This window comes from Pseudomonas sp. P4_D7, assembly GCF_056401755.1.
Window position 1 is genome coordinate 1 of sequence record NZ_JBFUIR010000058.1, and the last position, 25,763, is coordinate 25,763.

A 25,763-nucleotide genomic window follows, 5' to 3' on the forward strand; every position below is an offset into this window, starting at 1 on the left:
GGCGACCGACGCTTTCGCGAGCAAGCTCGCTCCCACAATTGGTATCAGTGGGGTTTGGTGAAGCGTTGTACGAGCTTCATGACGACGACGAAGAAGACCGGCACGAAGATCACCGCCAGCGTCGCGGTAATCATCCCGCCGATCACTCCTGTACCGATCGCTTGCTGACTCGCCGAACTGGCACCCGTGGCAATGGCCAATGGCACCACGCCGAGAATGAACGCGAGCGACGTCATCACGATCGGCCGCAAGCGCAAGCGAGCAGCCTGCAACGTCGCATCAATCAGATCGTGACCTTCGTCATACAAGCTCTTGGCAAATTCGATGATCAGGATCGCGTTCTTCGCCRACAGACCGATGATGGTGATCAGGCCGACCTTGAAGAACACATCGTTGGGCATGCCGCGCAATGTCACCGCCAGCACCGCGCCGAGCACGCCCAGCGGCACTACCAGCAACACCGAGGTCGGAATCGACCAGCTCTCGTACAGCGCCGCCAGACACAGGAACACCACCAGCAACGACAGCCCAAGCAGAATCGGCGCCTGATTGCCGGACAAGCGTTCCTGCAACGACAACCCGGTCCATTCCTGGCCCAGTCCTTTCGGCCCCTTCGCCACCAGACGTTCGATCTCCGCCATGGCCTCACCGGTGCTGTGCCCCGGCGACGGTTCGCCGGAAATCGCGATCGCCGGATAGCCGTTGTAACGGGTCAACTGCGCCGGGCCCTGAATCCAGTTGGCCTGCACGAACGCAGACAGCGGCACCATGTGTCCGGCGCTATTGCGTACGTGCATTTTCAGCAGATCGGCCACCTGGCTGCGTTGATCGCCTTCGGCTTGCACGACAACACGCTGCATGCGCCCCTGATTGGGGAAATCGTTGATGTAACTGGAGCCGACGGCAGTCGACAGCACATTGCCGATATCGGCGAACGAGACGCCAAGGGCATTGGCCTGCTTGCGGTCGACCACCAATTGCACTTGCGGCGCTTCGGCCAGCGCGCTTTCTCGCACGTTCATCAGTACCGGGCTTTTCTCGGCGGCTGCGAGCAGTTCGGTGCGCGCTTGCATCAAGGTCGCATGGCCGAGGCCGCCGCGATCCTGCAAACGGAACTCGAAACCGCTCGATGTGCCGAGGCCATCCACGGGCGGTGGCAGCACCGAGAACGCCATGGCGTCCTTGATTTCAGTCAGTGCGATATTGGCGCGATCGGCAATCGAGCTGGCGGCATCATCACTGCTGCGCTGCGACCAGTCCTTCAGCGTCGAGAACGCCAACGCTGCGTTCTGGCCGCTACCGGAGAAGCTGAAACCGAGAATCACCACCGTGTCACTGATCCCCGGCTCGCTGGCGTTATGCGCCTCAAGCTGTTCAGCCACGGCCACCGTGCGGTTCTTGGTAGCGCCGGGCGGCAGTTGAATATCCGTGATGGTGTAGCCCTGATCTTCCACCGGCAGGAACGAGGAGGGCAGACGCGCGAAGCACAGGCCCAGTCCAACCAGCAGCACAGCGTAGATCAGCAGGTAACGGCCGCTGCGTTTCAGCGCATAGCCGACCCAGCCCTGATAGCGATCAGTCAGGCGCTCGAAGCGGCGGTTGAACCAGCCGAAGAACCCGGATTTTTCGTGGTGTTCGCCCTTGGCAATCGGCTTGAGCAGCGTCGCGCACAATGCCGGCGTCAGGGTCAGGGCGAGGAACGCCGAGAACAGAATCGACGTCGCCATCGACAGCGAGAACTGCTGGTAAATCACCCCGACCGAGCCTTGCATGAACGCCATTGGAATAAACACCGCGACCAGCACCAGCGTGATGCCGATGATCGCGCCGGTGATCTGCGTCATCGCTTTGCGTGTGGCTTCCTTGGGCGACAGGCCTTCGGTGGCCATGATCCGCTCGACGTTCTCCACCACGACGATGGCGTCGTCCACCAGAATACCGATGGCCAGGACCATGCCGAACATGGTCAGCACGTTGATCGAGAAGCCCAGCGCGAGCATGGTCGCGAACGTGCCCATCAGCGCCACCGGCACCACCAGCGTCGGGATCAACGTGTAGCGCACGTTCTGCAGGAACAGGAACATCACCGCAAACACCAGCAGCATCGCTTCGCCCAAGGTGTAAATCACTTTGGTGATCGAGACTTTGACGAACGGCGAAGTGTCGTACGGAATCTTGTATTCCACGCCCGCCGGGAAGTAGCGCGACAGCTCATCCATCTTCGCCCGCACCAGGGTCGCGGTGTTCAGCGCGTTGGCGCCCGGCGACAGTTGCACGCCGACAGCGGTCGACGGTTTGCCGTTGAGACGCGTACCGAACTGGTATTCCTGGCTGCCGATCTCGACCCGCGCGACGTCACCGATGCGCACGGTGGAGCCGTCGCGATTGGCCTTAAGCACAATGTCGGCGAACTCTTGCGGTGTCGACAACTGACCTTTCACCAGAATGGTCGCAGTGATTTCCTGGCTGGACGGATTGGGCAGATCACCGATGCTGCCAGCGGACACCTGAGCGTTCTGCGCGACGATGGCGGCGTTGACATCGGCCGGCGTCAGGTTGAACGCGATCAGCTTCTGCGGATCGATCCAGATGCGCATGGCCCGTTCGGCGCCGTACAACTGCGCCTTGCCGACACCGTCCAGACGCTTGATCTCGTTCATCACGTTACGCGCCAGATAATCGCTGAGCGCCACGTCATCGAGCTTGCCATCGCTGGAGGTCAGGGTGATCAGCAAGAGAAAACCGGACGAGACTTTTTCAACCTGCAAACCCTGCTGAGTCACCGCTTGCGGCAGGCGCGACTCGACCACTTTGAGGCGGTTTTGCACGTCGACTTGCGCCAGCTCCGGGTTGGTGCCCGGCTGGAACGTGGCTTTGATCGTCGCACTGCCGAGGCTGCTTTGCGATTCGAAGTACAGCAAGTGATCTGCGCCGTTAAGCTCTTCCTCGATCAGGCTGACCACACTTTCATCGACGGTCTGTGCCGAGGCGCCGGGATACACGGCGTAGATTTCGATTTGCGGCGGGGCGACGTCGGGGTATTGCGCCACCGGCAACTGCGGGATGGCCAGCGCACCGGCCAACAGGATGAACAGCGCGACGACCCAGGCAAACACCGGGCGGTCGATAAAGAACTGCGGCATAGAAAAGCGTCCTGCTTACTGACCAGAGGTCTGGGCAAGTGGAAGAGGGGTGTCGTCGATCTGCACGGTTTCGCCGGGGCGGGCGTGTTGCAGGCCTTCGATGACGATGCGGTCGCCGGGCTTGAGGCCGCCGGTGACGATCCAGCGATTGTTCTGCACCGCGCCCAGTTGCACTGGTTGCTCCGCGACGCGCATCTGCTCATCGACGGTCAGCACCTGAGCAATGCCGGCGCTGTCACGCTGCACGGCACGCTGCGGCACGGTAATGCCGTTCTGGATGGTGGCCTGCTCCAGACGCACGCGAATGAAGCTGCCCGGCAGCAAGTCGAGATCCGGGTTGGGGAATTCGCTGCGCAGGATGATCTGACCCGTGCCCGGGTCGACGGTGATGTCGCTGAAGAGCAATTTGCCTGGCAGCGGATACAGGCTGCCGTCATCCTGAATCAGCGTGGCTTTGACCTGATCCTGGCCGACTTCCTGCAGTTGCCCGGAACGGAACGCGCGGCGCAACTCGTTGAGTTCACGGGTCGACTGGGTGAGGTCGGCGTGAATCGGGTTGAGCTGCTGAATCAGTGCCAACGGTGTGGTTTCGTTCTGCCCGACCAGTGCGCCTTCGGTGACCAGCGCACGGCCGACACGACCGGAAATCGGCGCGGTGACGGTGGCATAACCCAGATTCAGTTTCGCCCGTTCGACGGCAGCCTTGTTGGCCGCAACGTCAGCGGCGGTTTGCCGGGCATTGGCGCGGGCGTTGTCGTAGTCCTGAGCGCTGATGGCTTTGTCATCGATCAACTGGGCGTAGCGTTGCTCTTGCAGTTTCGCTTGAAAGGCATTGGCTTCTGCCTTGCGCAACGCTGCTTCAGCGCTGTCGAGATCAGCCTTGAACGGCGCCGGGTCGATGCGAAACAGCACGTCGCCCTTTTTCACGTCGCTGCCTTCGCGGAAGGTGCGTTGCAACACCACACCGGCCACCCGTGCCCGTACTTCGGCAATCCGTGGTGCGGCGATGCGGCCGCTGAGTTCGCTGCTGATTGTCAGGGGATGCGCTTCGAGCGTCTCGATGCGCACCGTGGCCGGTGATGCCTGATCCTCGGCTTTCGAGGATGAATCACAGGCGCTCAGTGTCAGCGCCATCGCGATCAGGCCGAGTCCGGCCAGCAGTTTCTTCGACATGTACAACCCCCAATATTGATGTCCGCATCCTACGGGCAGACGCCGAGATTAGCGGTGAAGCTTTGTAGGCGCTGTGTGAAATTGTGTAAGGGTTTTGCTCAGGGATGGGCGAGGGCGTATATCCTTCAGGTCTTGAATTCTTTTGTGACGGTTAAACCGCTTTCGCGAGCAAGCTCGCTCCCACATGGGTTTTGTGAACAGTGCAAAACCACTGTGGGAGCGAGCTTGCTCGCGAAAGCGGTCTGACATCCACCACAGCAATATCTGGATCACCCCATGCCCAACATCCTCCTGGTCGAAGACGACACCGCCCTCGCCGAACTGATTTCCAGCTACCTGGAGCGCAACGGTTATTCCGTCAGCGTGATCGGCCGTGGCGACCATGTGCGCGAGCGGGCGCGGGTCAATCCGCCGGATCTGGTGATCCTCGACCTGATGCTGCCCGGCCTTGATGGACTGCAAGTCTGCCGTTTATTACGCGCCGATTCGGCGACGCTGCCGATCCTGATGCTGACGGCTCGCGACGACAGTCACGATCAAGTGCTGGGCCTGGAAATGGGCGCCGACGATTACGTCACCAAACCGTGCGAGCCGCGCGTGTTGCTGGCACGGGTGCGCACCTTGTTGCGCCGCAGCAGCCTCGGCGAACCGCTGACCGCCAATGACCGCATTCTCATGGGCAATCTGTGCATCGACCTGTCCGAGCGCACCGTGACGTGGCGCGATCAGCCGGTCGAGCTGTCCAGCGGCGAATACAACTTGCTCGTGGTGCTGGCCCGACATGCCGGCGAAGTGTTGAGCCGCGACCAGATCCTGCAGCGTCTGCGCGGGATCGAATTCAACGGCACCGATCGCTCGGTGGACGTGGCGATTTCCAAGCTGCGCCGCAAATTCGACGACCACGCCGGCGAGGCGCGCAAGATCAAGACCGTGTGGGGCAAGGGCTATCTGTTCAGCCGCTCAGAGTGGGAATGCTGAGCTGATGTTTCGCATCCTGTTTCGTCTGTATCTGGTGACGATCGTCTCCTACAGCGCGGCGATCTATCTGGTGCCGGATCTGGTGGTCATGGCGTTCCGGGATCGCTTCGTCACTTACAACCTCGATTATTCGCGCGGTCTGCAATCGCTGATTACCCGTCAGTTTCACGCCGTGCCGCAGGAGCAGTGGCCGGCGCTGGCGGCGTCGATGGACAAGGATTTTCAGCCGCTGCACATCGTCCTCGCGCGGATCGACGATGCCGGGTTCACCGCTATCGAGCAGCAACGCCTGCGCCGTGGTGAAAACGTCGTTCGCATTGGCGACTGGGGCTGGCGCACGCTGGCGGTGACGCCGCTGGACGACACCACCGCCGTGCAAATGGTCGTGCCGCCGGATCCGCTGGACGTCAATCTGTTGTACTGGAGCATCAACGTGCTGATCGGCGCGAGTCTGCTCGCCTGCCTGTTGATGTGGCTGCGCCCGCACTGGCGTGATCTGGAACGGCTCAAAGGCACTGCCGAACGCTTCGGTAAAGGTCACTTGAGCGAGCGCACAAAAATCGCCCCGAGCTCCAACATCGGCAGCCTCGCCAATGTTTTCGACACCATGGCGGGCGATATCGAAAACCTGCTCAATCAGCAGCGTGACCTGCTCAACGCCGTGTCCCATGAACTGCGTACGCCACTGACGCGCCTGGATTTCGGCCTGGCTTTAGCCCTGTCCGATGACTTGCCGAGCGCCAGCCGCGAGCGCTTGCTGGGACTGGTCGCGCACATTCGCGAGCTGGATGAGTTGGTGCTGGAGTTGCTTTCTTACAGCCGTTTGCAGAACCCGGCGCAACTGCCGGAGCAGGTCGAGGTGTCGCTGGATGAGTTCATCGACAGCATTCTGGGCAGTGTCGATGAAGAGCTGGAGTCGCCGGAGATCGTCATCGATGTGTTGCTGCACGGTCAGCTCGAACGCTTCTCGCTCGATCCACGCCTGACCGCGCGGGCGATCCAGAACCTGCTGCGCAACGCCATGCGCTATTGCGAGAAACGCATTCAGATTGGCGTGCAGGTCAATGCCGAGGGCTGTGAGATCTGGGTCGATGATGACGGCATCGGTATTCCCGATGATGAGCGAGAGCGGATTTTCGAGCCGTTCTATCGACTTGATCGCAGTCGGGATCGGGCTACGGGTGGGTTTGGTCTTGGTCTGGCGATCAGCCGTCGCGCGCTGGAGGCACAGGGCGGCACGTTGACCGTTGAGTCTTCACCGTTGGGCGGGGCACGTTTCCGGCTGTGGTTGCCCAATAACGCCTGAGCTGCGTGACGCTGAAAATCTACCTGTGGGAGCGAGCCTGCTCGCGAAGGCGTCGGGTCAGTCAACGCATACTTGGCTGACATACCGCCTTCGCGAGCAGGCTCGCTCCTACAGGGGGTTGTGTTGTTCAGACCAGCTCTGTGGATTGAATCAACCCGACCCCGGCACTTTGCATCCGCTCAACCGCTGCCGCCAGTGATCCATTCAGATCGATCGCCCGGCACGCATCCAGCACCACATAAGTATTGAACCCCGCCGCCCGTGCATCCAGCGCCGAAAACATCACGCAGAAATCCAGTGCCAGCCCCACCATGTGAACCGTATCGATCCCGCGCTCTTTCAGGTAGCCGGACAGCCCCGTGGTGGTGCGGCGATCGGCTTCCAGAAAGGCTGAATAGCTGTCGATATCCGGATTGCAGCCCTTGCGAATGATCAGTTGGGCGTGAGGCAGGTCAAGTTCCCGGTGAAACTCGGCCCCCGGTGTCGATTGCACACAATGGTCGGGCCAGAGCGTCTGCTCGCCATAAGGCAATTGGATGACATCGTAGGGCTGGTGCCCGGGATGACTGGACGCGAATGAGGCGTGACCGGTCGGATGCCAGTCCTGTGCGACGACAACCTGGGTGAACTGGCGGGCGAGCCGGTTGATCAGCGGCACAATCAGGTCTCCTTCGGGGACCGCTAATTGACCGCCGGGGGTGAAGTCGTTTTGAACGTCGATCACCAGTAATGCAGAGCGGGATGAATCTGGCATCGTTGAGGCATCCTCGGAAAAATACGCGCTGAGCAGAGTGCAGGAACTAGCTGGTGATTAAGCGGCTTTTTAACAGTTTTGCCTTGTCTTCCAGCGCCATTGGGGCGTCGTGTCCGATCAGCATCCAGGCGTGTTCACGTTCAGTCCAATACACCACGTTCATCTCACGCCGACGCTCATGGGCCAACGGCTGACTGCCGCTGTTCGAGCGGGTCACACACAGCGCCAATGGCCCATGTTTCGCATCCAGATAAACGATCTGCGCAATCGGTACGCCGTCGTACTCCAGCATCTGCGCCCGTATGAATTCGGCATCAGGCAGCTTCAAAGTGGCTGGCGCAAGTCTCAGGCCCAGGCGCGCATCGACGGTGCGCAGTTGCGCGCGTTGGGAGGCTTCGTCGGTGGGCAGGTGATCGAGCGTTTGCGGCACATACAGCGCCATGTAATCGCCCACCAATGCCCGCCAGTTGTTCGATTGCACGGCGTGCCAGCCGAGGAATAACCGGTCGGCCAACACGCCACCGGCCAACAGCGCAGCGGCGGCGCCACCGATAAACCAGCGGCGATTGAAGCCCGGAGGCTGCGGCGCTGGAATGGCGTCCAGCCGCGCTTGCAGACGCTCCAGCGGGGCCTGTTGCGCCAGCTCGTCATAGGCGTTCTTGTACGGCAGGTTGCTGCGACTGAGCCATTGCACGCGCAGACTCAGCAGTGAGTCTTCGGCAATGGCGTTGTCGAGTTGATGGCGATAGTCGCCGTCGAGTTCGCCGTCGAGGTAGGCGACCAGTTGCTCATCCGAAGGTGGGTTCATGATCGGTCTCCTTCGGTGGATTTCGGCACGGTCTGCAGCGGTGGGTATTCGGCGAGTTTGAGGCGGGCGGTGGCCAGACGGCTCATGACCGTGCCGATCGGCACTTGCAGGATTTCAGCGACTTCGCGGTAGGACAAGCCTTCGACATAGGCGAGGTAGACCGTTTCGCGCTGGGTCTCGGGCAGCGCATCGACGCGGCGGATCACTTGCGCGGCCATCACATGCGTCTGCGCGGCGTACTCACCATCAAACGCCAGTTGTCCATCGGCATCGACCTGGCCCGCACCCTGACGCACGCGCCGAGCGCGCACTTCATTGAGCCAGATCGAATGCAGAATGCTCAGCAACCAGCGATCCATGCGCGTGCCGGCGATGTACTGATTGGCGCGCTCCAGCGCTCGCACGCAGGTGGCTTGCACCAGATCCTCGGCCACATGCCGATTGCGCGACAGCAGTAGACCGTAGCGCCACAGTCGCGCCAGGTGCTGCCCGAGTTCTGCTCTGAATGCCTGATCGTTGAAGATGATGGCGGCCCTTATAAGTGCTCAGGTTTTCGATGAGTCGTTGATGGCTTCGGCCAGGTCCTGATATTCCTCGCACGACGTGCCGCAAATCGATTGGATCTGCTGCAACTGCTCCTGCGCCAGGTCAACGCGGCCTTTGATCACATAGGCCTCGCCGAGGTATTCGCGCACTTGCGCGTACTGCGGATCGAGTTTCACCGATTGCAGGTAATAACCGATGCCCTCGTCAGTGCGCCCCAGTTTGCGCGTGGCGTAGCCGCGATAGTTGAGAGCCTTGGCGGTGTGCGGTTGCTTCAGCGTGTCGAGCAACGCCAGGGCCTCTTCGTAGCGACCGGCCTTGGCAAGGCGATAGGCGTAATCAGTACGGTCGGCATCCGAAAGTGCTTTGCTGACTTGCATCACACACTTCTGGGTTTTGCTGTCCCAGACCTGGCCTTTCGGGCATTCCGGCTTCTGCACCGGCGCGTCTTCATCGCCATTGGCCAGGGCCAATTGGCTGGACATCGCCGCGGCCAGTAACAACGGGGCGGCGAACATAACGGAACGGATAGTCATGGGCAAGGCTCCACAGAAAGTTATGGTTCACTTTGAACACCACAGGGTGAATTTTTATTCATTGCTTTATCAGTGACTGTTCAAGGTAAGCGTAAATTCAAGCGCTATGCTCGGGAGCGTCTGCCGTCGATCCGATGTTTTGCCGTAAGGAGAGTTGCCATGACCGATCACGTCCATCATTCAGCCGCTGCCGGCTACAAAAGCGCTGCCGACACCTATGTGAAAGGTCGGCCGGACTATCCGCCGCAGGTCAGTGAGTGGTTGGCCGCGACGCTGGGCCTGGATGGGCATAAAACGGTGATTGATCTGGGTGCCGGCACCGGCAAGTTCACCGGGCGTCTGGTGGTGACGGGCGCGCAAGTGATCGCGGTTGAACCGGTGCCGCAGATGCTGGAAAAGCTGTCTGACGCCTGGCCTGATGTGCTGGCCGTGAGCGGCACGGCGACCGATCTGCCGTTACCGGACGCTTCAGTCGATGCGGTGATTTGCGCGCAAGCGTTTCACTGGTTCGCCAGTGCCGAGGCGCTGACCGAAATCGCTCGAGTACTCAAGCCCGGAGGCAAGTTGGGGCTGATCTGGAACCTGCGTGACACCGACGTCAGTTGGGTGCCGAAACTGGATGCCATCGTCAACGCACTGGAAGGGGACACGCCACGCTATTACACAGGTGCCTGGCGCACAGCGTTTCCGCACCCGGCATTCGCGCCTTTGCAGGTCGAGCGGTTTCACCATGGCCATACCGGATCGCCGGAAGACGTGATTCTCAATCGGGTGCGCTCCACCAGTTTCATCGCCGCGCTGCCGGAGGCGCAACGGGCGAAAATCGATGAACAGATTCGTGCGTTAATCGCCACAGAGCCGGAACTGCGTGGCAGGGATGTGGTGACAGTGCCGTATGAAACGGCGGCGTTCGTCGCCGTAAAAAAGGCCTGAATCCCAAGACATTTCAGTGTAGGAGTGAGCCTGCTCGCGATACCGGACTGTCAGTCACCTCATCTTTGGCTGACACTCCGCTATCGCGAGCAGGCTCACTCCTACAGGGTTTTCAGGTGTTCATAGTATCTGGCTGCACTTTTCCACCGCCTTGCGCCGCTCGCGAACCCCACGCACCACCAGATACAACAACGGCCCGATCGATACGAAAACCGCCGTCAACAACAAATATGGCACCACCGACCAGAGCGACTGCCCACGCGACCGCGCATCCTTAACCATCCAGATACCCGCCAGCGTGGCCAGCAGATACAGATCAATCACCACCTGCGCGGTGTCGGGCCGCGACATCAGGCTGATGCCGAAGTCGATCAACGACTGTTCAGCCTGGAGCATCACCGAAACGGTGTAACCGCTAAACGCGAGCAAAGCCGCGAGGGGCAGGGCGATCGACATCATGCATTCCTTCCGTGGTGTGATGAGAGAGTCGCCAGACTAACGCCGCCGCGCAAAATTGGCCATTGACTCGCCAATAGCGCACAGGCTAATTTCCAGCCCATGACTTCGACTGTATCGCGTTGCCAGCCAATGATTATTACCGCCATTCCTCATTTGGCGGGCTAGCTCACGACTGCAGCACCYAACCCGCCCTAGAGGCGGGTTTTTACTTTCTGTCTCCGGGGTTTTGAAAAATGTCAGGAGACGACCATGCCGCACAGCGCCGATCAGCAAACCCTGCTTGAGCACTACGTGAAAAAGATCCTCGCCGCGCCGGTGTACGACCTCGCGGTGCGCACGCCTTTGCAAGCGGCGCCGGCGCTGTCGGAGGCGCTGGGCAACCGGATTCTGCTCAAGCGTGAAGACCTGCAACCGACGTTCTCCTTCAAGATCCGTGGCGCCTACAACAAACTGGTGCAACTCACCGAGGAGCAAAAGGCGTGCGGGGTGATCACTGCATCGGCCGGCAATCACGCGCAAGGTGTGGCGTTGGCAGCACGCGAACTCGGGATTGCGGCGACCATCGTTATGCCAGCGACAACGCCGGAACTGAAAGTGCTGGGTGTGCGCAGTCGTGGCGCTGAAGCGTTGCTGCATGGCGAGAGTTTCCCGTTCGCCCTGGCGCATGCGCTGCAACTGGCAGAACAGAGCGGACGCACCTTCGTGTCGCCGTTCGATGACCCGGAGGTGATCGCCGGGCAGGGCACTGTGGCGATGGAAATTCTTCGTCAGCATCAAGGTTCGCTGGATGCGATTTTTATCCCGGTAGGTGGTGGCGGTCTGATCGCCGGCATCGCGGCGTACGTCAAATACCTGCGCCCGGAAGTGCGGATCATCGGCGTCGAATCCGAACACTCAGCGTGCCTGAAGGCCGCGCTCGAAGCCGATCAGCGCGTCGTGCTGCCCAATGTCGGCACCTTTGCCGATGGCGTGGCGGTAGCGCAGATCGGCGCGTTCGGATTTGAGGTCTGCCGCTTTTGCGTCGACGAAGTCATCACCGTCAGCAACGACGACCTCTGCGCAGCGATCAAGAATATCTACGACGATACCCGCTCTATCACTGAACCTTCCGGCGCCCTGGCCGTGGCCGGGATCAAGCAATACGTAGCGCAAACCGGGGTGAAAGAGCAGACATTCGTAGCGATCGACTCGGGCGCCAATATCAACTTCGACAGCCTGCGCCACGTTGCCGAGCGCGCAGCGATGTGCGGCGTCTCGGCATGATGAGGCTTACGGCAGCAAGGGGCGCAGGAAGCTGCGCTCGTAGCTGACGATAAACTTCTTCTCGACCAGGCTGACCACCAGTGCGGTGCTCTCCGGGTCGGTCATCGCGATGTGCCGATAGCTTTCGTAATCCGCCAGTGACGGAAAACTGAACAGGCAATAAGCGATGTTGCTCGCGCCTTCGGACGGCAGAAAGTAGCCGTGATGGGTGCCGCCCAAGCGCTCGACGATGCCGAGCCAGGCCTTGGCGTAGGCCTCGAACTCAGGCAATTGGTACGGATCAATGACATATCGGACGTGGCAGGTAATCAAACGACGCACTCCTTGTTCGGGTTATTCCTGCAGGGCTGTACCGACTTTGTCCGACGCCGACCAGATGCGATAACGCACTTCGACGTCCGACGGCGCGTACACCACGACCGGCAACTTGCTGTTGTAACGCAGCATGAAGCCGTCACCGACGACCGGCACGAACGCGCGTTTCTTCTGGCTGCCGGGCGGGCAGGCCATCATCGTGCTCATCGGCCCGATGACTTTTTCCAGCCGATAGAACGGATAACCCCAGCCTTCAAGATTCTTCTCATCGAGAACGCCGCCCAAACGCTGACGATTGCAGTCCACCTCAAGGGTTTTGCCGGCAAGAATTTCCACCTGGAAGTTCTCTTCCTGCTCTTGCTTGGGCAAGTGAATGACCTGGCGGGTGAACCCGGCTTCAGCCTTCGGGAACGGCGCGACGTCTTCAAGCTTGGCGGCGTGGGCGAGGGTGGACAGGCTGGCGATGAACAGCCCGGTGGTCGCGTAAACGCGGAAAGAACCCATGGAAGCCTCCGTGCGGGTGTAGGGTGAATGACGGGCATTCTTACCGTCATGGGCCGTGATTGCAAACCAGCGTCGAGTTGCAAATTGCAGTACCCGCCGAGGCCATTCTTGCAAATTGCAAGTAGCCAAATACTGGCACCGCCGCCAAGTGCTTGATTTGATAAGGGTGAAAATGAATCGATGAAAGGCACGCTTTATGCGTCTTTTCAGTGCGGCGCACCGGCCTTGGGCGCCTACACTCCAATGGGCATTTCGCAGTACCACCGCTTGTCGCACCCAGGGAAACAGCGGGGACACACCCGTGCAGGGGCCGCAACGGTCAGCGTGAATACTTGATTGGCATCTCACAGTAAGGAGAGGGTTTCGCCATGTTTCTGTCTGCCTTGGAACTACGCAATATCATTGAAAGCAGTTTTCTGCCGAAACGCTGCCAGTGCACCCTGTCGCCGGACTTGTCGATGACCGTCAAGGTCTTCGGCGATCACCAGACCGATCAGGTCGATCTGCTGGTCAGCGGTATCGACGCCAGCCACCTCAATGGCTGTCGTGAAATCAACGAACTGATCGCGGGGCTGCGCTCGGACTTGAAAGAACAAACTACGCCACATCACTACAGCCCACGCTCCAGAGCCGTCTAACGCACCGTTTCACCCAGTTCGACCGTCACGCGCCGGGCCTGGACAAAACCAAGGCCCAGCGCGAACTCGACCAGCACCGCGAGCAAAATCCCGGGGCCGGCATGGCCGTTCAGCCATTCCGCAAAGCCCTGCACCGCCAAACCAAAACAACCGACTATAAACCCGTTGCTCAGCGCATTGCGCCCCAGCGACGGCGGTGCATTGCGCACCAGATAAAACATCACCCCCAACGCCGCAAACAGCACCGCACTGCGCCGCGCGACAAACCCGGCTGCGTCGGAGTACTCGATGCTCCAGATTGCCAGCAGCCTTTCCGGGAAAACGCCCCAGGCCAGCGCCAGCAAAAAACACAACGAACACGTGAAACCCGACAACGTGCGAAACGACAACTGCATGGCGAATCCTTGCGGCAGTGAGGAGGGCCCCGAGCATAACCGCCGAAACTCCCCACGCCTACCGCAAACCCGCAAATCAGACGTTTCTGTCAGTTCTGGAAGTTGCACGCGTCAGACAATTTCCGGTAGCTGATTTCCTCAGGCTTACCGGCGTTGTCGATGTACTTCATATCGGCCGTAACCACTTTGCACAGTTGCGTTGGCGGCTCGGTCAACGACACCACTTTGGCCACCTGCAGCGGCATGCCGTACTGATACGGCACGGCTTTGGACGTGGCGGAAGTGTCATTGGCCTGGGCCATCCCGGCAAACGCAGTGCAGGCGAGGGCGGTGGTGAGCAATAAAGGACGAATGTTCATGAAAGGACTCCCGAGTGGCGGTTCTAGCGTTCGGCGTGATGCACCCGAACCTGCCGCACTGGGCAACAGCCAGAATGGCTGAGGGCGTGCGGTTCAGTAGAGTTTTTGACCACGGCGTTAAGGGATGGTTAACCGAGCTGAACGCCGGCTGTCAGGGAGTGCGGCGGTTTTCTCAGGAAGGTTTGGCGAATTCCTACAAAGGCTGGTGCCTTGTCTGCTTTCGGCGGCTGGAGCGGGTGGTTATTGTCGGTTGCCGCTGCAAAATCAGTGGTTCGGGTTTGGTCACCTGATACCTTCCCTTATTGCAGATGTGCCATCATTTGCGCTGCGGACATCTGTGTCCGTGCGGTGCATAGCTGTGGCGGCTGTGTGCAGGACGCCTTCGGGCGAGCTGAGTTGGGGTTGTTCTCGGTTGACCAAGCCTGCACACAGTCCGCCTCCCACTGTTTGGTCACAGTGCTGGCGGTTACTTTCGACCCAATTGAGTAATCACCTATGCCGATAATCAAACTGCTACAAAACCGCTACCTCCCCCTCACAAGCAACGTCACCGAAACCCCGACACTGCTCATCGACACCCAAGCCAACCCGAAAGACATCCTCGAAGCCGCCGTCCAGCGCATCCGCGCCGCCGCCGACCTGCTCGAAACCCTGCATTGCCTGTGCTTCAAGCACGCCGACGTGCAAGACATTCCACACATCACCCATGCGCTTTACCTGCTGACGCAGGATGGCAATGATTTGCTGCAGGTGGCGCAGCAGCAGATGTTGAGTTGGAAAGCGCCGGTTTGATGGGCTAGTGAAAACGGCAGGGGTGAACAGCCGAATTTACGTGGGCTGATTCACTTGCTGCCGGTTAATGCAAGCGGGGCGTTGTGCGACTAACCGCTGGGGCTGCGGTCAATCTCCTAGTTTGTCAGGGAAAAATGAGAGGGGTGGGTGAGTGTCTTTCCATTCTTTAGCTATTCTTTCTGAATCTTCAATCTGTGCTGGTGTCATTTTCTCGCGAATTTCTTCACCTTTTCGCTCAACATATCTTCCGATTCCGCCAGCATCACCTAGATCTTTAAGCAATGTAAAAAGCGCATAACCTTTAACTAGATCTAGGGGGTAATCCAGTTTGTCCGGAGTGTGGGAAATATAGGCGCCATAGCTGCTTACTGCCACTTGGTAACCACTGCGGGCTGCTAACTCAAGCCACTGGCGAATACTTGCTGTGTCGCCTTCTCTATGTAAAATTTCCAGGTAATCCATCATTGCTTTTGGATATCCACCTTCCGACGAAAGCAAAAGCCATTTTTTTACAGATGCATCACGTTTTCCTGGAATCAAGAAGAAGCCTTCGCCCTGACGTTCGCTGACCGCCATCCAGTACTGCGCGAGCGAGTATCCCGCGTTTGCGGATTTCTCTAACCACTCACGATTCAGAGTGATTTCATACATTAGATACAAGGATTCGGGATCGCCTTCCTGCGCCTTTGGTAGAACTAATCCTTTAGCTTGTGCAAACCATTCCGCTTGGGTTTTCTTGAATGTAGGGCAGTTGCCAATCTTCTGACAAAAGTCATTTTTGTGTCGGCCCAGTTGAATCATTGCATAGATATTGTCTTTTTCTGCTGCCTTTTCATACCAATGTTGCGCTTCGGGGGCCATGTAACGGTTTTTTTTACGAATGATTTCCGCCAAATAGTATTGAGAGTCCGAGTTTCCGTCGTTGCTTTCAATTTGGAGTTGTTGAGTCGCTGCGTTAATTTTGAGTTGGTTGTATAGAACTATTCCTGAAACTTTTTCAGGGACGCTGTCTGCCGCCGGGCTTGGTTCTGCCCAAGAAAAAAGAGCAATTAATAAAGGCCAAGTCAAGAATTTGGTCATTCTGGTTATCTTCCTAGCTTTTCGGGGAAGAACGAGAGGGGCGGGTGAGTGGCTTTCCATTCCTCAGCGACAGCTATTGAGCTCTCTATCTGTTCAGGCGTCATTTTGCTCCCAATTTCTTCGAGAGTATCTTGAACGAAATCTTGAATAGCGCCTCCACCATCCAGCTCTTTCAGCAGACTAATCAGTGCATAACCTTTAACAAGGTCTAGGGGGTAACCAACTTGGTCAGGCGCATGGGCAATGTAAGAGCCATAACTGCTAATAGCTTTTTGATCGCCCGTTTCAGCTGCTGCCTGAAGCCAACGGCGCACCCCTTCAAGATCGCCTTTTTTATACAGGATCTCAATGTATTCCATCATTGCTCTTGGGTTGCCGCCTTCAGAGGCAGCTTTCAGCCATTTGCTGATGGCCTCATCACGTTTTCCAGGTATAAGAAAAAATCCCTCACCTTGTCGATCACCGACGGCCATCCAATATTGCGCGAGCGCATAACCTGCGTTTGCAGATTTTTCCAACCAAGTACGATCGAAAGTTATTTCATACATTAAATACGAAGACTCAGGGGTGTCTGTGCTTGATGCCATTTTTTTAGCCTGAATCAACCAATCAGCGCTTGATTTTTTACTCGCGGGACAATTGGTCATTTTTCTGCAGAGGTCATCGTTTTGGCGGCCTAGCTGAATCATGGCAAATATAGAACCATTATTCGCAGCGGTTTCGTACCATTGCTGCGCTTCAGCGGTCATGTACCGGCTTCGCTTTCGAAGTGCCTCCGCAAAGTAATACTGTGAATTCACATTTCCCGAATCGGCCTCTTTTTTTAGTTCGCGAATCGCCAAGTCTAATTTTAGCTGGTTGTATAACACCATTCCCAGGGTTGATTCATTTGTTCGCGAATGTGCTGAGCTGTTTGCAGAAAGAGCGGCGATCAGCATTGCTAAAATAATTCTAAATGCTCGCACTGCTATTAATAACCTAGCTTGTCTGGGTAGAATGAGAGAGGCGGGTGGTTGGTCTTCCACGTTTTCGCGAGTTCTTTTGCTTTTTCTATTTGCTCTTTTGACATGTTTTTTTCTATGCCGGGTAATGTGTCATTGACGTCTCGTACTACATTTCCCCCACCATTAAGTTCCAGCAGGTTTGAAAGTAAAGCATATGATTTTATTGGGTCGAATGCGAAACCGTATTTTGAGTCTTCTTCGCCTATGTAGGATGCATATCCAAATACACCTTCTACGTAGCTCGAGTCAGCTGCTTTTTCGTTCCAGTTTCTGAACGAGGCTAAATCATTTTTTTCGATCATGATTGCGGCTAACCCCATCATTGCAAGTGGATAACCATTTTCAGCAGACGCCTTCATCCATCGTTCGATAGCTTGGTTGCGTCTCGAGGGTAGTAAAAATGAACCACTTCCTTCTTGGTACTTCGTCGCCAGACGGAACTGCGCAAATGCGAATCCGTTCTCTGCTGACTTCTCCAACCAGTCATCATTGCCTGTCATTTCATATAACAGGTACATTGATTCGCTATCTCCCTGCGCTGATCGTTGAATTGCAAGGCTTTTAGCTTTGATTACCCAGTTGTTAGGAGAGTCTTCACCTTGTGGACAGTTTTTCATGGTTGAACACAAGTCGTCTTCAATTCTCCCAAGGCGAATCATAGAGTAGATATTCCCCTTTTTTGCGGAGCTTTCGTATGCTTTTTTAGCTTCCGGAGTCATGTGGCGGTTATTTTTTCTTAACGCTTCGCCCAGATAGTAGAGCGCCTCATCATCTCCGCCGCCAGCGGCGGTTTTCAAAAAATCGATCGCAGAAATGGCCTTGTATTGATTGTAGAGTTTTATCCCCTCGCTTTTTGATTTTTGTTGTAGGGTGGATAGCTCGGAGTTTGCATGCTTGCTAAACAGCATGCATGCAAACGCCAAGCTTAGAGTCAAGATTTTGAGTAGTTCAAAGTAACTTGGTCTCGCAATTAAGCTTGTTTTTAATTGTAGAGACTGATGCAAGATTAAAAGCCTATTTTTTCAGGGAAGAAAGAAAGAGGCGGGTGAGTAGCCTTCCATTCAATCGCATATTTTTTTGCTTCTTCAATTTGCGCGGGCGTCATTTTCTCCGCTATTTGAGGTAACTTTCCTTCGACATAAGCTTGAATGTTTCCACCGCCATCCAGTTCTTTAAGCAAGGATACAAGTGCGTAGCCTTTAACTAGATCTATGGAATAGCCAACCTTGTCGGGAGTATGGGATAGATACGCACCATAACTTGCAACGGCGGCTTGGTAACCGGTTTTTGCCGCCACTTCCCACCAATATCGAACACTTTCTAAATCGTTACGTTGGAAAAGGATCGATATATATTCAATCATCGCTGGGGGGTAGCCACCTTCAGAGGCGGATTTTAGCAATTCCTCCTCAGCATTCTTCCTCTTCCAAGGAAGTAAAAATGTGCCTTCGCCCTCGGCATAACGATTGGCGAGTAACCACTGTGAAGGTGCATATCCGGCTGCTGCTGACTTTTGCAACCACTTTAACTCTGCAGTTGCATTGTACAAAATCGCCATTGCTTCGGCATCTCCACTTACGGCGCGAGGAGTTGCGGTTTTTATCAATAGGTCTAACCATTCACTCGGTTTTTTGCTTCCTGGAGGACATTGATTGATGACGGAGCAAAGATCTCCTGAAGTCGTTGCAAGTTTGAACATTGCATAGTAATCGCCTAGGGAGGCTGAAGCCTCATACCATTTTTTTTCTTCTTTATTACTATAGCGCTTCTTTTTGCGAAGTTCTTCCGCTAGGTAAAATTGGGCCTCTGCATCTCCAGCTTCCGCAGCGATACGTAACTGCATCTCAGCAGCTTTGTATTGATTGTAGAGTTTTATCCCCTCGTTTTTTGATTTTTCGTGTTGGGTGGAGAGCTCGGAATGTGCATGTTTGCTAAACAGTATGCATGCAAGTGCCAAGCTTAGAGTCAAAATTTTGAGTGGCTCAAAGTAACTTTGTCTCCCAGTTGAGCTTGGTTTTAATTGTAGAGGCTGATGCAAAATTAAAAGCCTATTTTTTCAGGGAAGAAAGACAGAGGGGGGTGTGTAGTCTTCCACTTGGTAGCAAAGTCTTCTGCTTCCTGAATCTGCGTCGGGGTCATTTTTTCTGAAATTTGTGGAAGTGTCTCTTCAACATCTGTTTGTGCTGCTCCACCGCCGTCTAGCTCTTTCAGCAGAGAAATTAATGCATACCCTTTGATTTTATCTTCCGTAAATCCGAGTGCTTTAGGGTCGACGGCTAAAAAATATCCATAGTTATAGACGCCGGCCTCATATCCAATCGACGCCGCCTTTTCTACCCAATAGCGGGCTTGCTCCAGTTCGCCTTTTTCTCTATATATACCAAAAAGTTGCATCATTGCTTTAGGGTTTCCTGCTTTCGCAGAAAGTAAAAACCAATGTTCGACTATCTCTTGGCGCTTCCATGGAAGAATAAAACCTTCTCCTTGACGATCACCAATAGCCATTCGATATTGGGCGATTGCATCTCCTGCGAGTGCTGATTTCTTTAACCACTCTCTCTCTGCGGTCAACTCATACATTATATAAAGAGCTTCCGCATCACCGCGATCGGATTTTTCTTTCGCGATTCTCGCCGCTTCAGCCAACCATTCTTTTGGTTCTTTTTTTCCTGTTGGACAATTCTTCATTGTCAAACATAGGTCATTATCGGTTCGGCCGATTCGAATCATCGAATAAAGGTCGCCTTGGGTGGCTGCCGCCTCATACCATTTATAAGMTTCATCAGTGATGTATTGTTTGTTTTGGCGTATTTCCTCTGCTAAAAAAAACTGCGCTTCAGCATCTCCTGCTTCTGCCGCTATTCGTAATTCGGGTTCGGCAGTCTTATACTGCTTGAATAGTATTATTCCGCGTTCTTTCGCTGATTGCTGCTGAGAGCTAAGCGTTGCAGAAACGCATGTTGGTAGTGCGATGATTATCGCTACGGCAATTGCTTTAAGTATTGTCATAATTGTGTTTTACTCATTTATTCTTTTGGGCCGTTATATGTTGCTCTTCCGCCAGGAAGGTATGTCCGGCCATAATGCGTAAATCGTTGACAAAATCCGTCTAGTCTCGCGCCAAGCTCCTCAACATGTTTTTTGTATCTGGCCCTCATTTGGTCGTTTCTCTGGTCAACTAGGCGGAGTATCGCCTCGGACATGAAGTTATCCATGGCTAGGCGTTGCTCGCAATAAATTTGGCCTTTGTCGAGACCTTTGGTGCCAAATCTGTTCATGCTGATGCACGCTTCTTCAAATTGTGCTTGAGCTTGCGTCAAGGTATTTGTTTTTTTTGCGTTATTCAGAATCCAACCCAATATCCTTTCAATTGCTTGTTGTTGAATAAGGTGGGTCTGCGATCTGTCGTAAGTATATTTCTTCTCTCGAGAAGCACTATCTGCTGAAACACCCGTGATGTTAAAACTTTCAGCTGCTGAAGTTAATGTCATTAACATAGGGCCGAGCGCATTGGGTGTAGCATTCAAAAACCACTGCTCCAACTCATTCTGATTGCGATAAGTCATAATCGTGTGGGCAATGATGGCTCCTCTACCTCCGCCAGTTAACGCCTCATATAAAGACATCACCATATCCACGCCTTGCATATAAAATATCGCTACTTCCATGCCGGCAGCGCCGAGGAAGTTAAGTTTGTCTATGTAATTAGCTGCATCATCGGTTACAAAAATCAGCGATTTATCCTGATTTTTGTGCATCTCACGGCGCAGGAGGTTAATCAGGTCAGTGACACCGTCATAACCTACTTCAAACTGGAATTCGCCGCCGGCTCCGGCACCGACAATGACGGATGCCTTGAACCGCATGATGAAGCGGCCTTCGTGTAAGGAGATACCGATGTCTGCTGATGCACCGAGGCCGTATGCGGCGGTAAAACCGGCGGTCAGTCGCGCCAGACTCGACCATTGGCTGGCTTTGGTGCTGTTGACGCTGTTGGTCATTCCTGGTGAAGGTGCGGTTCGCAATGCTGCGATTTCTTTTGGCGGCGCCCAGTTCAAGGCGCCTGTCAGTAGAATCCCTGCCTGCACTCCCGCAAAGAGGTTGAACTGGGCTTTGGCGCCGTCCTCTACTCGAACTTTTGCCGCGTTACCTTCCAGCACCGGTTCGCTTCTCGCGGTTGCAGCGGTTGCATGTGTCGTATCCGGTCGTTTTGCGTCGGTGATTTCCGGTAGGTTCAGGCCGCCTTGTACGTTTGCACGTCCCAACTGCACGCTGGAGGAAAGGAGGAGGGTTGCGCCGGTGTATCCCCAGGCTCTAGCGCCCAGGTGGATCGAGAACCGACCTAGATTCAGGTTTTTGCGGTTTTTCTCATAGTCGAGGTAAGGGATCAGGATGTCTTGGGCCTGATCTCTGCCCGGAAGATCCATTTTCATCAATTCAACTTCGCCACGGGCGAGGTCAATGCCCAGACTCACTTCTGCCTTCGCGGAGGCTTTGAAGTTATCCGCCACACTGAATGTCGGGCCGGTTATCTTGGCGCCGGTGTGGATTGATGGCTGTGGCGGTGTGAGGCAACGCACGAGTTGAGCTTGAGGGCTATTGTCGAACAGGCGCAAGGAGCTTCTGACTTCTTCCTTGAACAGCAACTGACGAAGACGAAGTCCCCAGTCCTTGCGGGCTTCGGCATCCTCAAAGGTTTCGACCTTGTAGTTCTTCGATTTCAGGTAAGAGTGGAACATTTCCACATCAAACCAGCCTTTCTCATCAAACCAGTCACTCTGCTGATCTTTGATGGCGAGTGCACCTTCAAGCCGCAGCCACTCATGGAAAGGATTGTCGTCAGTGTCCGACGTTGCTTTCCCGGTGCTGTTCCCCGGAAGTTTCTGCAAGTCTTTACTTGCCTTGGCGCCGATTTCACTCGCGTCCTTTTTCAATACCTTTGTGATGCCTTCGAGATTGAGCAGGCTCAGGTGTTTGACTGGACTGTTGGGGCTATTGAAAAGTGCTACTTCGCGCAAAGGAAAGCCTGCTTTGACCAAGCGTTCTTCCGGTTTCGGCTGAAATTGCTCGGGCTCCCACAGCAGATGTCGCAGCGGCAGGGCTGCGGCCACTGCCGCCTCTGCGTCATCGCGAAGTTGCAGGCGATCTTGCTGTATGCGCTGCCATTCTGCCTGTTCTGCCTCCACGATACCTGCAGGTGCCGCGACGTTTTGCCCGCTGGCGTCAATCCAGGCTTTATATGTCGTGCGGATCTGCTCCGTGAGCTTGATCTGCCGCTGCTCCATCTCGAGATATGCCTTGAATTTCTCGATACCTGCGCTGATGTCGCCAGTGTCAGGAATAAGCGCAAATTCCGGTAGGGCCAGCCCATAGTCGGCAACTTTCAAAATCGCATCGATATAAGCAGCAAAGTCTTTTTCGACTTTTTCGCGCTCGTTGGCGACTTCCTTTAAATAACCACACATCCGGGCTTTGCCATCGATGACGCAGTTTGTGGCGTCCAGATAGGCCTTTTTGTTTTTCTGAAAGTCTGCCTCTTTCAGAGTCGTCAACTTGCCACTCTTGGTGAGCGCAGCGCGGGCTTTCAAGTAAGTTTGCACGCGATTTCTTGCTTCGATCGCCCCTGGGGAAAACAGGTTGCCGCTTTCGTAGGTGTAGCCAGCAATTTTTGCCTGTGCGACCGCAACCGCTTTCAGCTTTTTCCATTCGTTGTAGAGGCGTTGCAGTTTCTGCCCATCAGAGTTGGCTTCAAGCAGGCTCGCTTGCTGTTGATTGGCAAGCTCCCGATTGCGAGCGTATTCGCTTTGGTCCGGCAGTTTGTCCAGCGCTGCGGAGTTTCGAGCCTCTCGGCTGACAGCCTTCAATCGCATAGCCATCGTGGGCTGCGCGATATCGGGTTCCTGAGCCTCGATTTCGAGCATTCGGCTTTTTTGCTCGCCTTGCAGGAAATTACTCAGCTTCGGCTCCAGGAAGTATTCCAGAAGCCCCGCGGTGTTCATCCCCTTGAGTCGTTCTTCTGGAGACTTGCTGGCGCTGATATGTTGCTCGAGTTCATTCATCGCTTCTTTGATCGAGCTGGCCGCACGCTTAGGCAACAGGTAAAACATTTTTTCTTTGGTGGCGTAGATCACTTCGCCATATTCCGTCGAGCAGGCCGTCTTTACCTGGTCGAACGCGTTGGAACAACTGTCAGGCGCTTCAGGCTGGGGATCAAGTTCCAGGGCAGGCTTGCTCTCGACCGGTACCGCTGAAGTCGATGGGTTCGCAGCTGGTTTGTTGAAATCTACCTTGGGTGCTACTGAGATATCAGTTTCCATTTTGCTTCCATTCATTCTTTACGGACGGGTCATCAAGCAGCGCTGATAGCGAGTTGCTGCAACTGCTGCACTTTGATGAACGACTCTTCCCTGGATTGCAGGATGGCCATTGCCTGAGGGTGCGTCTCGAGCAGCGGGCCGTTGGTGATTTGGCCCAGTTTCAGTAAATGACGACCTTCGTAAATGTTGTGCGCAACCAGCACGTTGAGGTTTTCCACGAGGTTGGGCAGTTGTTCGTCGGTGGGTTCACCGTAGGCAGCGTATTGCTCGTCTGCCCAGTAAACCCAACCCAGATGCTCCTGAACCTTTGGCGCTGTTGGCGGCAGGTTGAACGCTGAGACGTCGCCCAGCCATTCAAGTTCCGAAACGGGGCGCCAGCTGAGCCAGCGACCGCGATTGCGCCCGAAGTGGACCGGTGCCGGGCTGTAAACGTGTTGCCAAGGGCCGAAAAGCTGATGCGAACTTTCACCAGCGGTGTAGGCCAGCGCGGCCCACAGGCTTGGCTTGTGATAGCTCAATAGGCTTTGGCCACCGGAGCCATCGTTGGCACGCAGGAGCCAGCGGGCATGTGCCAGTGCCTTGGCTGGATCTGTTGTGGAGAGGGCAATGCCGGAGAAATTTTCTTCGCAGAGCTTTGCCGCTTCGGCTGCGAGTCGACTGCCCCACGGGGCGACCAGCCAGAGAGGGCCTTCAGCGGCGATTTCAGCGAAGTCGGTGTTGAGAAACAGACCTTGGGTGTCTACGGGCTCACCGACACGGTAGAAGCGGCTCATGGCTTCCGGCTGGCGGACGCGATCGATGATGAAACACAGGGTCAGGTCGGAGCTTTCTCTCGGCAGTTCCTCGAACCCATGGCGTGGCGCTTCGAGGAGGGCGCTCAGCGCTTTTACATGCATGTGCAATCCTTACGGCTGCAGGCGCCGTTGCTTTGTTTTCCGCACAACGGCGTGATACCTGACTCGTTCAGACGCTTTGGAAGCGGGATGAGTACTTTTCCGGCCTTGTCCGCATCCGCCACTTTCATCGGTCCCGGCAGCAATGGTGCCGCAGGCGTCCCAACCCCAGGCGAGCCGCCAGTGTTGACCTTCACCTCGGCGCCGCTGATGGTCACGCCACCCGCATCGACCTTGACGAAACTCCCGCCAGCCTTGGCCGTGAGTTCCATTGCACCTTCGACCACCACTTTCTGGCCGGCGTAGTAATGGATTTCTGACCCAGCCTCAACAAACTGCGCAGTCCCCACCTTCAAATGCTGCGTCACACCCACGGTCAGGTGATCATCCGCCCGCATCTCGCTAATCCGATCCAGATGCGTAATCCGGTGCTCTTCAACCTTGAACTCGCTCAGCGTATTGGCTTCAACGGTGTCGTGCCGTTCATTGCCCACCCGAATCTTCTGGTCGTGCTCGATGTTCTCGTCCCAATCGCGCTGGGCATGGATGTAGATCTGCTCGACGCCTTTCTTGTCTTCGATGCGGAATTCGTTGTAGCCCTTGCCGCCCGGTGAGCTCAGGGTTTTGAAGGTGCTGCGGGTTTTGTTCGCCGGCAGGTCGTAGGGGACGACGTTTTCCTTGTGGTACAGGCAACCCGTGACCAGCGGCTGGTCGGGATCGCCTTCAAGGAAGGTGACGAGGACTTCCATGCCGATGCGCGGGATGGCGATGCCGCCGTACGCGGCGCCGGCCCAGCCGCTGGCGACGCGCATCCAGCAGGTGGTTTTGTCGTTGGACTGGCCGTCGCGGTCCCAGTGGAATTGCACTTTGATCCGGCCGTACTGGTCGCAGTGGATTTCTTCGCCTGCGGGGCCGGTGACGACGGCGGTCTGGCTGCCGAGGACTTTTGGTTTCGGGTGTTCAAGGGCAGGGCGGTAGTGCGCATCCCACGGGGTGGCTAGGAAGCTGTTGCGGTAGCCCTGGTGGAAATCGCTTTTGTGGTCGGTGACGTCGCTGGTGACGTTTTCGCCGAGGACTTGCGGTTGTTTGCCTTCGTGGAAGACTTCCAGCAGCAGCCAAAGGTCGTTCCATTCGGCGCGCGGGTGTTCGGCGAGCGTGAGGAAATGGCCGCTGGTGAGGGTCGGTTCGTCACCTTTGCCTTCGGCGAGTTTGTAGTCGCTGCGATGGCGTTCGAGGGCGCGGGTGGAGAGGAACTTGCCGCGCTCTCGAGTGGTGAAGCGGCCGGGGTAGTCGTAGTCTTCGAGGTCCGGGGCGAACTCGGTTTTCACCGCGCCTTCGGGGAGGATCTTCGGTTTTTCGAAGTCGTAGTCGCGGCGGCTGACGCGGGTGGTGCGGGTTTCCAGACGCAGGTTAAAACGCTTGATCACCGGTTTGTCGGCGGCCATGCCGGAGTCTTGCTGGTAGCTCACCGGTTTCAGTTTGCGGAACACGGTCTGGTCATCGCCGAACACCAGTTTGTGGCCGCTGCTGCTGTGCTGGAAGTGGAAGTGAATGCCTTCTTCCTCGCACA

The 25,763-nt window shown here is 56.1% G+C and carries 25 protein-coding genes and 1 pseudogene; 7 read left to right on the top strand and 19 right to left on the bottom strand.

Annotated elements, in window-relative coordinates; translation table 11 throughout:
• Positions 1 to 44: 44 nt before the first annotated feature.
• Both AC1DVF_RS25410 and AC1DVF_RS25415 read right to left on the bottom strand, forming a co-directional pair.
• Complete coding sequence (locus AC1DVF_RS25410; RefSeq protein ID WP_477783340.1) at positions 45 to 3,143, bottom strand: multidrug efflux RND transporter permease subunit; 3,099 nt, start codon at positions 3,141 to 3,143, stop codon at positions 45 to 47.
• Positions 3,144 to 3,158: 15 nt separating this feature from the next.
• On the bottom strand, positions 3,159 to 4,316 hold the full coding sequence (locus AC1DVF_RS25415; protein WP_099759267.1) for an efflux RND transporter periplasmic adaptor subunit: 1,158 nt from the start codon (positions 4,314 to 4,316) through the stop codon (positions 3,159 to 3,161).
• Positions 4,317 to 4,592: 276 nt separating this feature from the next.
• On the opposite strand from AC1DVF_RS25415, the gene AC1DVF_RS25420 reads away from it, so the two are divergent.
• On the top strand, positions 4,593 to 5,294 hold the full coding sequence (locus AC1DVF_RS25420; protein WP_007912171.1) for a response regulator: 702 nt from the start codon (positions 4,593 to 4,595) through the stop codon (positions 5,292 to 5,294).
• A gap of 4 nt (positions 5,295 to 5,298) precedes the next feature.
• A complete protein-coding gene (locus tag AC1DVF_RS25425) occupies positions 5,299 to 6,600 on the top strand; it encodes an ATP-binding protein (RefSeq protein WP_093431171.1) in 1,302 nt (433 codons plus the stop codon).
• A gap of 127 nt (positions 6,601 to 6,727) precedes the next feature.
• Here the strand turns inward: AC1DVF_RS25425 and pncA are convergent, their stop codons facing one another.
• The 4 genes from pncA to AC1DVF_RS25445 form a co-directional block, all read right to left on the bottom strand.
• Positions 6,728 to 7,354, bottom strand: a complete 627-nt coding sequence (gene pncA / locus AC1DVF_RS25430) for a bifunctional nicotinamidase/pyrazinamidase (protein ID WP_477783341.1) — start codon at positions 7,352 to 7,354, stop codon at positions 6,728 to 6,730.
• Positions 7,355 to 7,400: 46 nt separating this feature from the next.
• Positions 7,401 to 8,162 (bottom strand): anti-sigma factor, encoded by a 762-nt coding sequence (locus AC1DVF_RS25435; protein ID WP_476334558.1) that lies wholly within the window; start codon positions 8,160 to 8,162, stop codon positions 7,401 to 7,403.
• On the bottom strand, positions 8,159 to 8,617 hold the full coding sequence (locus AC1DVF_RS25440) for a sigma-70 family RNA polymerase sigma factor (RefSeq protein ID WP_256573860.1): 459 nt from the start codon (positions 8,615 to 8,617) through the stop codon (positions 8,159 to 8,161). The genes AC1DVF_RS25435 and AC1DVF_RS25440 overlap by 4 nt, the downstream gene beginning before the upstream one ends.
• 90 nt (positions 8,618 to 8,707) lie before the next feature.
• Positions 8,708 to 9,241, bottom strand: coding sequence for a tetratricopeptide repeat protein (locus tag AC1DVF_RS25445; protein ID WP_476334557.1), 534 nt, complete (start codon positions 9,239 to 9,241; stop codon positions 8,708 to 8,710).
• A 159-nt stretch (positions 9,242 to 9,400) separates the two neighbouring features.
• Between AC1DVF_RS25445 and AC1DVF_RS25450 the strand changes: the two genes are divergently transcribed.
• Complete coding sequence (locus tag AC1DVF_RS25450; protein ID WP_477783342.1) at positions 9,401 to 10,174, top strand: class I SAM-dependent methyltransferase; 774 nt, start codon at positions 9,401 to 9,403, stop codon at positions 10,172 to 10,174.
• Between the two features lie 120 nt (positions 10,175 to 10,294).
• On the opposite strand, the gene AC1DVF_RS25455 is transcribed toward AC1DVF_RS25450, so the two are convergent.
• Positions 10,295 to 10,633: a DUF2834 domain-containing protein gene (locus tag AC1DVF_RS25455; protein ID WP_477783343.1), complete on the bottom strand. Its 339-nt coding sequence runs from the start codon at positions 10,631 to 10,633 to the stop codon at positions 10,295 to 10,297.
• A 249-nt stretch (positions 10,634 to 10,882) separates the two neighbouring features.
• Here AC1DVF_RS25455 and ilvA point away from each other — a divergent pair.
• Positions 10,883 to 11,878 (top strand): annotated as a pseudogene (gene ilvA / locus AC1DVF_RS25460) (threonine ammonia-lyase, biosynthetic); the annotation flags it as partial.
• A gap of 24 nt (positions 11,879 to 11,902) precedes the next feature.
• Here ilvA and AC1DVF_RS25465 read toward each other — a convergent pair.
• Together AC1DVF_RS25465 and eco are read right to left on the bottom strand one after the other, a co-directional pair.
• The gene (locus tag AC1DVF_RS25465; RefSeq protein WP_477783355.1) at positions 11,903 to 12,208 is read right to left on the bottom strand and encodes an NIPSNAP family protein; all 306 of its coding nucleotides are present in this window, start codon (positions 12,206 to 12,208) and stop codon (positions 11,903 to 11,905) included.
• Between the two features lie 21 nt (positions 12,209 to 12,229).
• On the bottom strand, positions 12,230 to 12,715 hold the full coding sequence (eco, locus tag AC1DVF_RS25470; protein WP_122599955.1) for a serine protease inhibitor ecotin: 486 nt from the start codon (positions 12,713 to 12,715) through the stop codon (positions 12,230 to 12,232).
• A gap of 368 nt (positions 12,716 to 13,083) precedes the next feature.
• Between eco and AC1DVF_RS25475 the strand changes: the two genes are divergently transcribed.
• Complete coding sequence (locus AC1DVF_RS25475) at positions 13,084 to 13,353, top strand: DUF1652 domain-containing protein (protein ID WP_093431200.1); 270 nt, start codon at positions 13,084 to 13,086, stop codon at positions 13,351 to 13,353.
• Here AC1DVF_RS25475 and AC1DVF_RS25480 read toward each other — a convergent pair.
• Both AC1DVF_RS25480 and AC1DVF_RS25485 read right to left on the bottom strand, forming a co-directional pair.
• Positions 13,350 to 13,748: a hypothetical protein gene (locus AC1DVF_RS25480; protein WP_477783344.1), complete on the bottom strand. Its 399-nt coding sequence runs from the start codon at positions 13,746 to 13,748 to the stop codon at positions 13,350 to 13,352. The two genes, AC1DVF_RS25475 and AC1DVF_RS25480, sit on opposite strands and share 4 nt — an antisense overlap.
• A gap of 89 nt (positions 13,749 to 13,837) precedes the next feature.
• On the bottom strand, positions 13,838 to 14,107 hold the full coding sequence (locus AC1DVF_RS25485) for a DUF2790 domain-containing protein (RefSeq protein WP_477783345.1): 270 nt from the start codon (positions 14,105 to 14,107) through the stop codon (positions 13,838 to 13,840).
• Between the two features lie 14 nt (positions 14,108 to 14,121).
• Between AC1DVF_RS25485 and AC1DVF_RS25490 the strand changes: the two genes are divergently transcribed.
• Together AC1DVF_RS25490 and AC1DVF_RS25495 are read left to right on the top strand one after the other, a co-directional pair.
• Positions 14,122 to 14,397: a hypothetical protein gene (locus tag AC1DVF_RS25490; RefSeq protein ID WP_477783346.1), complete on the top strand. Its 276-nt coding sequence runs from the start codon at positions 14,122 to 14,124 to the stop codon at positions 14,395 to 14,397.
• Positions 14,398 to 14,602: 205 nt separating this feature from the next.
• Complete coding sequence (locus AC1DVF_RS25495) at positions 14,603 to 14,899, top strand: hypothetical protein (RefSeq protein WP_477783347.1); 297 nt, start codon at positions 14,603 to 14,605, stop codon at positions 14,897 to 14,899.
• A gap of 108 nt (positions 14,900 to 15,007) precedes the next feature.
• Here the strand turns inward: AC1DVF_RS25495 and AC1DVF_RS25500 are convergent, their stop codons facing one another.
• The 8 genes from AC1DVF_RS25500 to tssI form a co-directional block, all read right to left on the bottom strand.
• Positions 15,008 to 15,979 (bottom strand): tetratricopeptide repeat protein, encoded by a 972-nt coding sequence (locus tag AC1DVF_RS25500; protein ID WP_477783348.1) that lies wholly within the window; start codon positions 15,977 to 15,979, stop codon positions 15,008 to 15,010.
• A 5-nt stretch (positions 15,980 to 15,984) separates the two neighbouring features.
• Complete coding sequence (locus tag AC1DVF_RS25505) at positions 15,985 to 17,004, bottom strand: tetratricopeptide repeat protein (protein WP_477783349.1); 1,020 nt, start codon at positions 17,002 to 17,004, stop codon at positions 15,985 to 15,987.
• Complete coding sequence (locus AC1DVF_RS25510) at positions 16,950 to 17,891, bottom strand: tetratricopeptide repeat protein (protein ID WP_477783350.1); 942 nt, start codon at positions 17,889 to 17,891, stop codon at positions 16,950 to 16,952. Before AC1DVF_RS25510 ends, AC1DVF_RS25505 begins: the two co-directional genes overlap by 55 nt.
• 98 nt (positions 17,892 to 17,989) lie before the next feature.
• Positions 17,990 to 18,940, bottom strand: coding sequence for a tetratricopeptide repeat protein (locus AC1DVF_RS25515; protein WP_477783351.1), 951 nt, complete (start codon positions 18,938 to 18,940; stop codon positions 17,990 to 17,992).
• 83 nt (positions 18,941 to 19,023) lie between these two features.
• Positions 19,024 to 19,992: a tetratricopeptide repeat protein gene (locus tag AC1DVF_RS25520; RefSeq protein WP_477783352.1), complete on the bottom strand. Its 969-nt coding sequence runs from the start codon at positions 19,990 to 19,992 to the stop codon at positions 19,024 to 19,026.
• A 17-nt stretch (positions 19,993 to 20,009) separates the two neighbouring features.
• Complete coding sequence (locus AC1DVF_RS25525) at positions 20,010 to 23,300, bottom strand: hypothetical protein (RefSeq protein WP_477783353.1); 3,291 nt, start codon at positions 23,298 to 23,300, stop codon at positions 20,010 to 20,012.
• Between the two features lie 32 nt (positions 23,301 to 23,332).
• Entirely contained in the window at positions 23,333 to 24,196 is an 864-nt protein-coding gene (locus AC1DVF_RS25530; protein WP_186621506.1) for a DUF4123 domain-containing protein, read from the bottom strand.
• The coding region (gene tssI / locus AC1DVF_RS25535) for a type VI secretion system tip protein TssI/VgrG (protein ID WP_477783354.1) at positions 24,187 to 25,763 on the bottom strand (1,577 nt) is incomplete at its 5' end. The genes AC1DVF_RS25530 and tssI, both read right to left, overlap by 10 nt.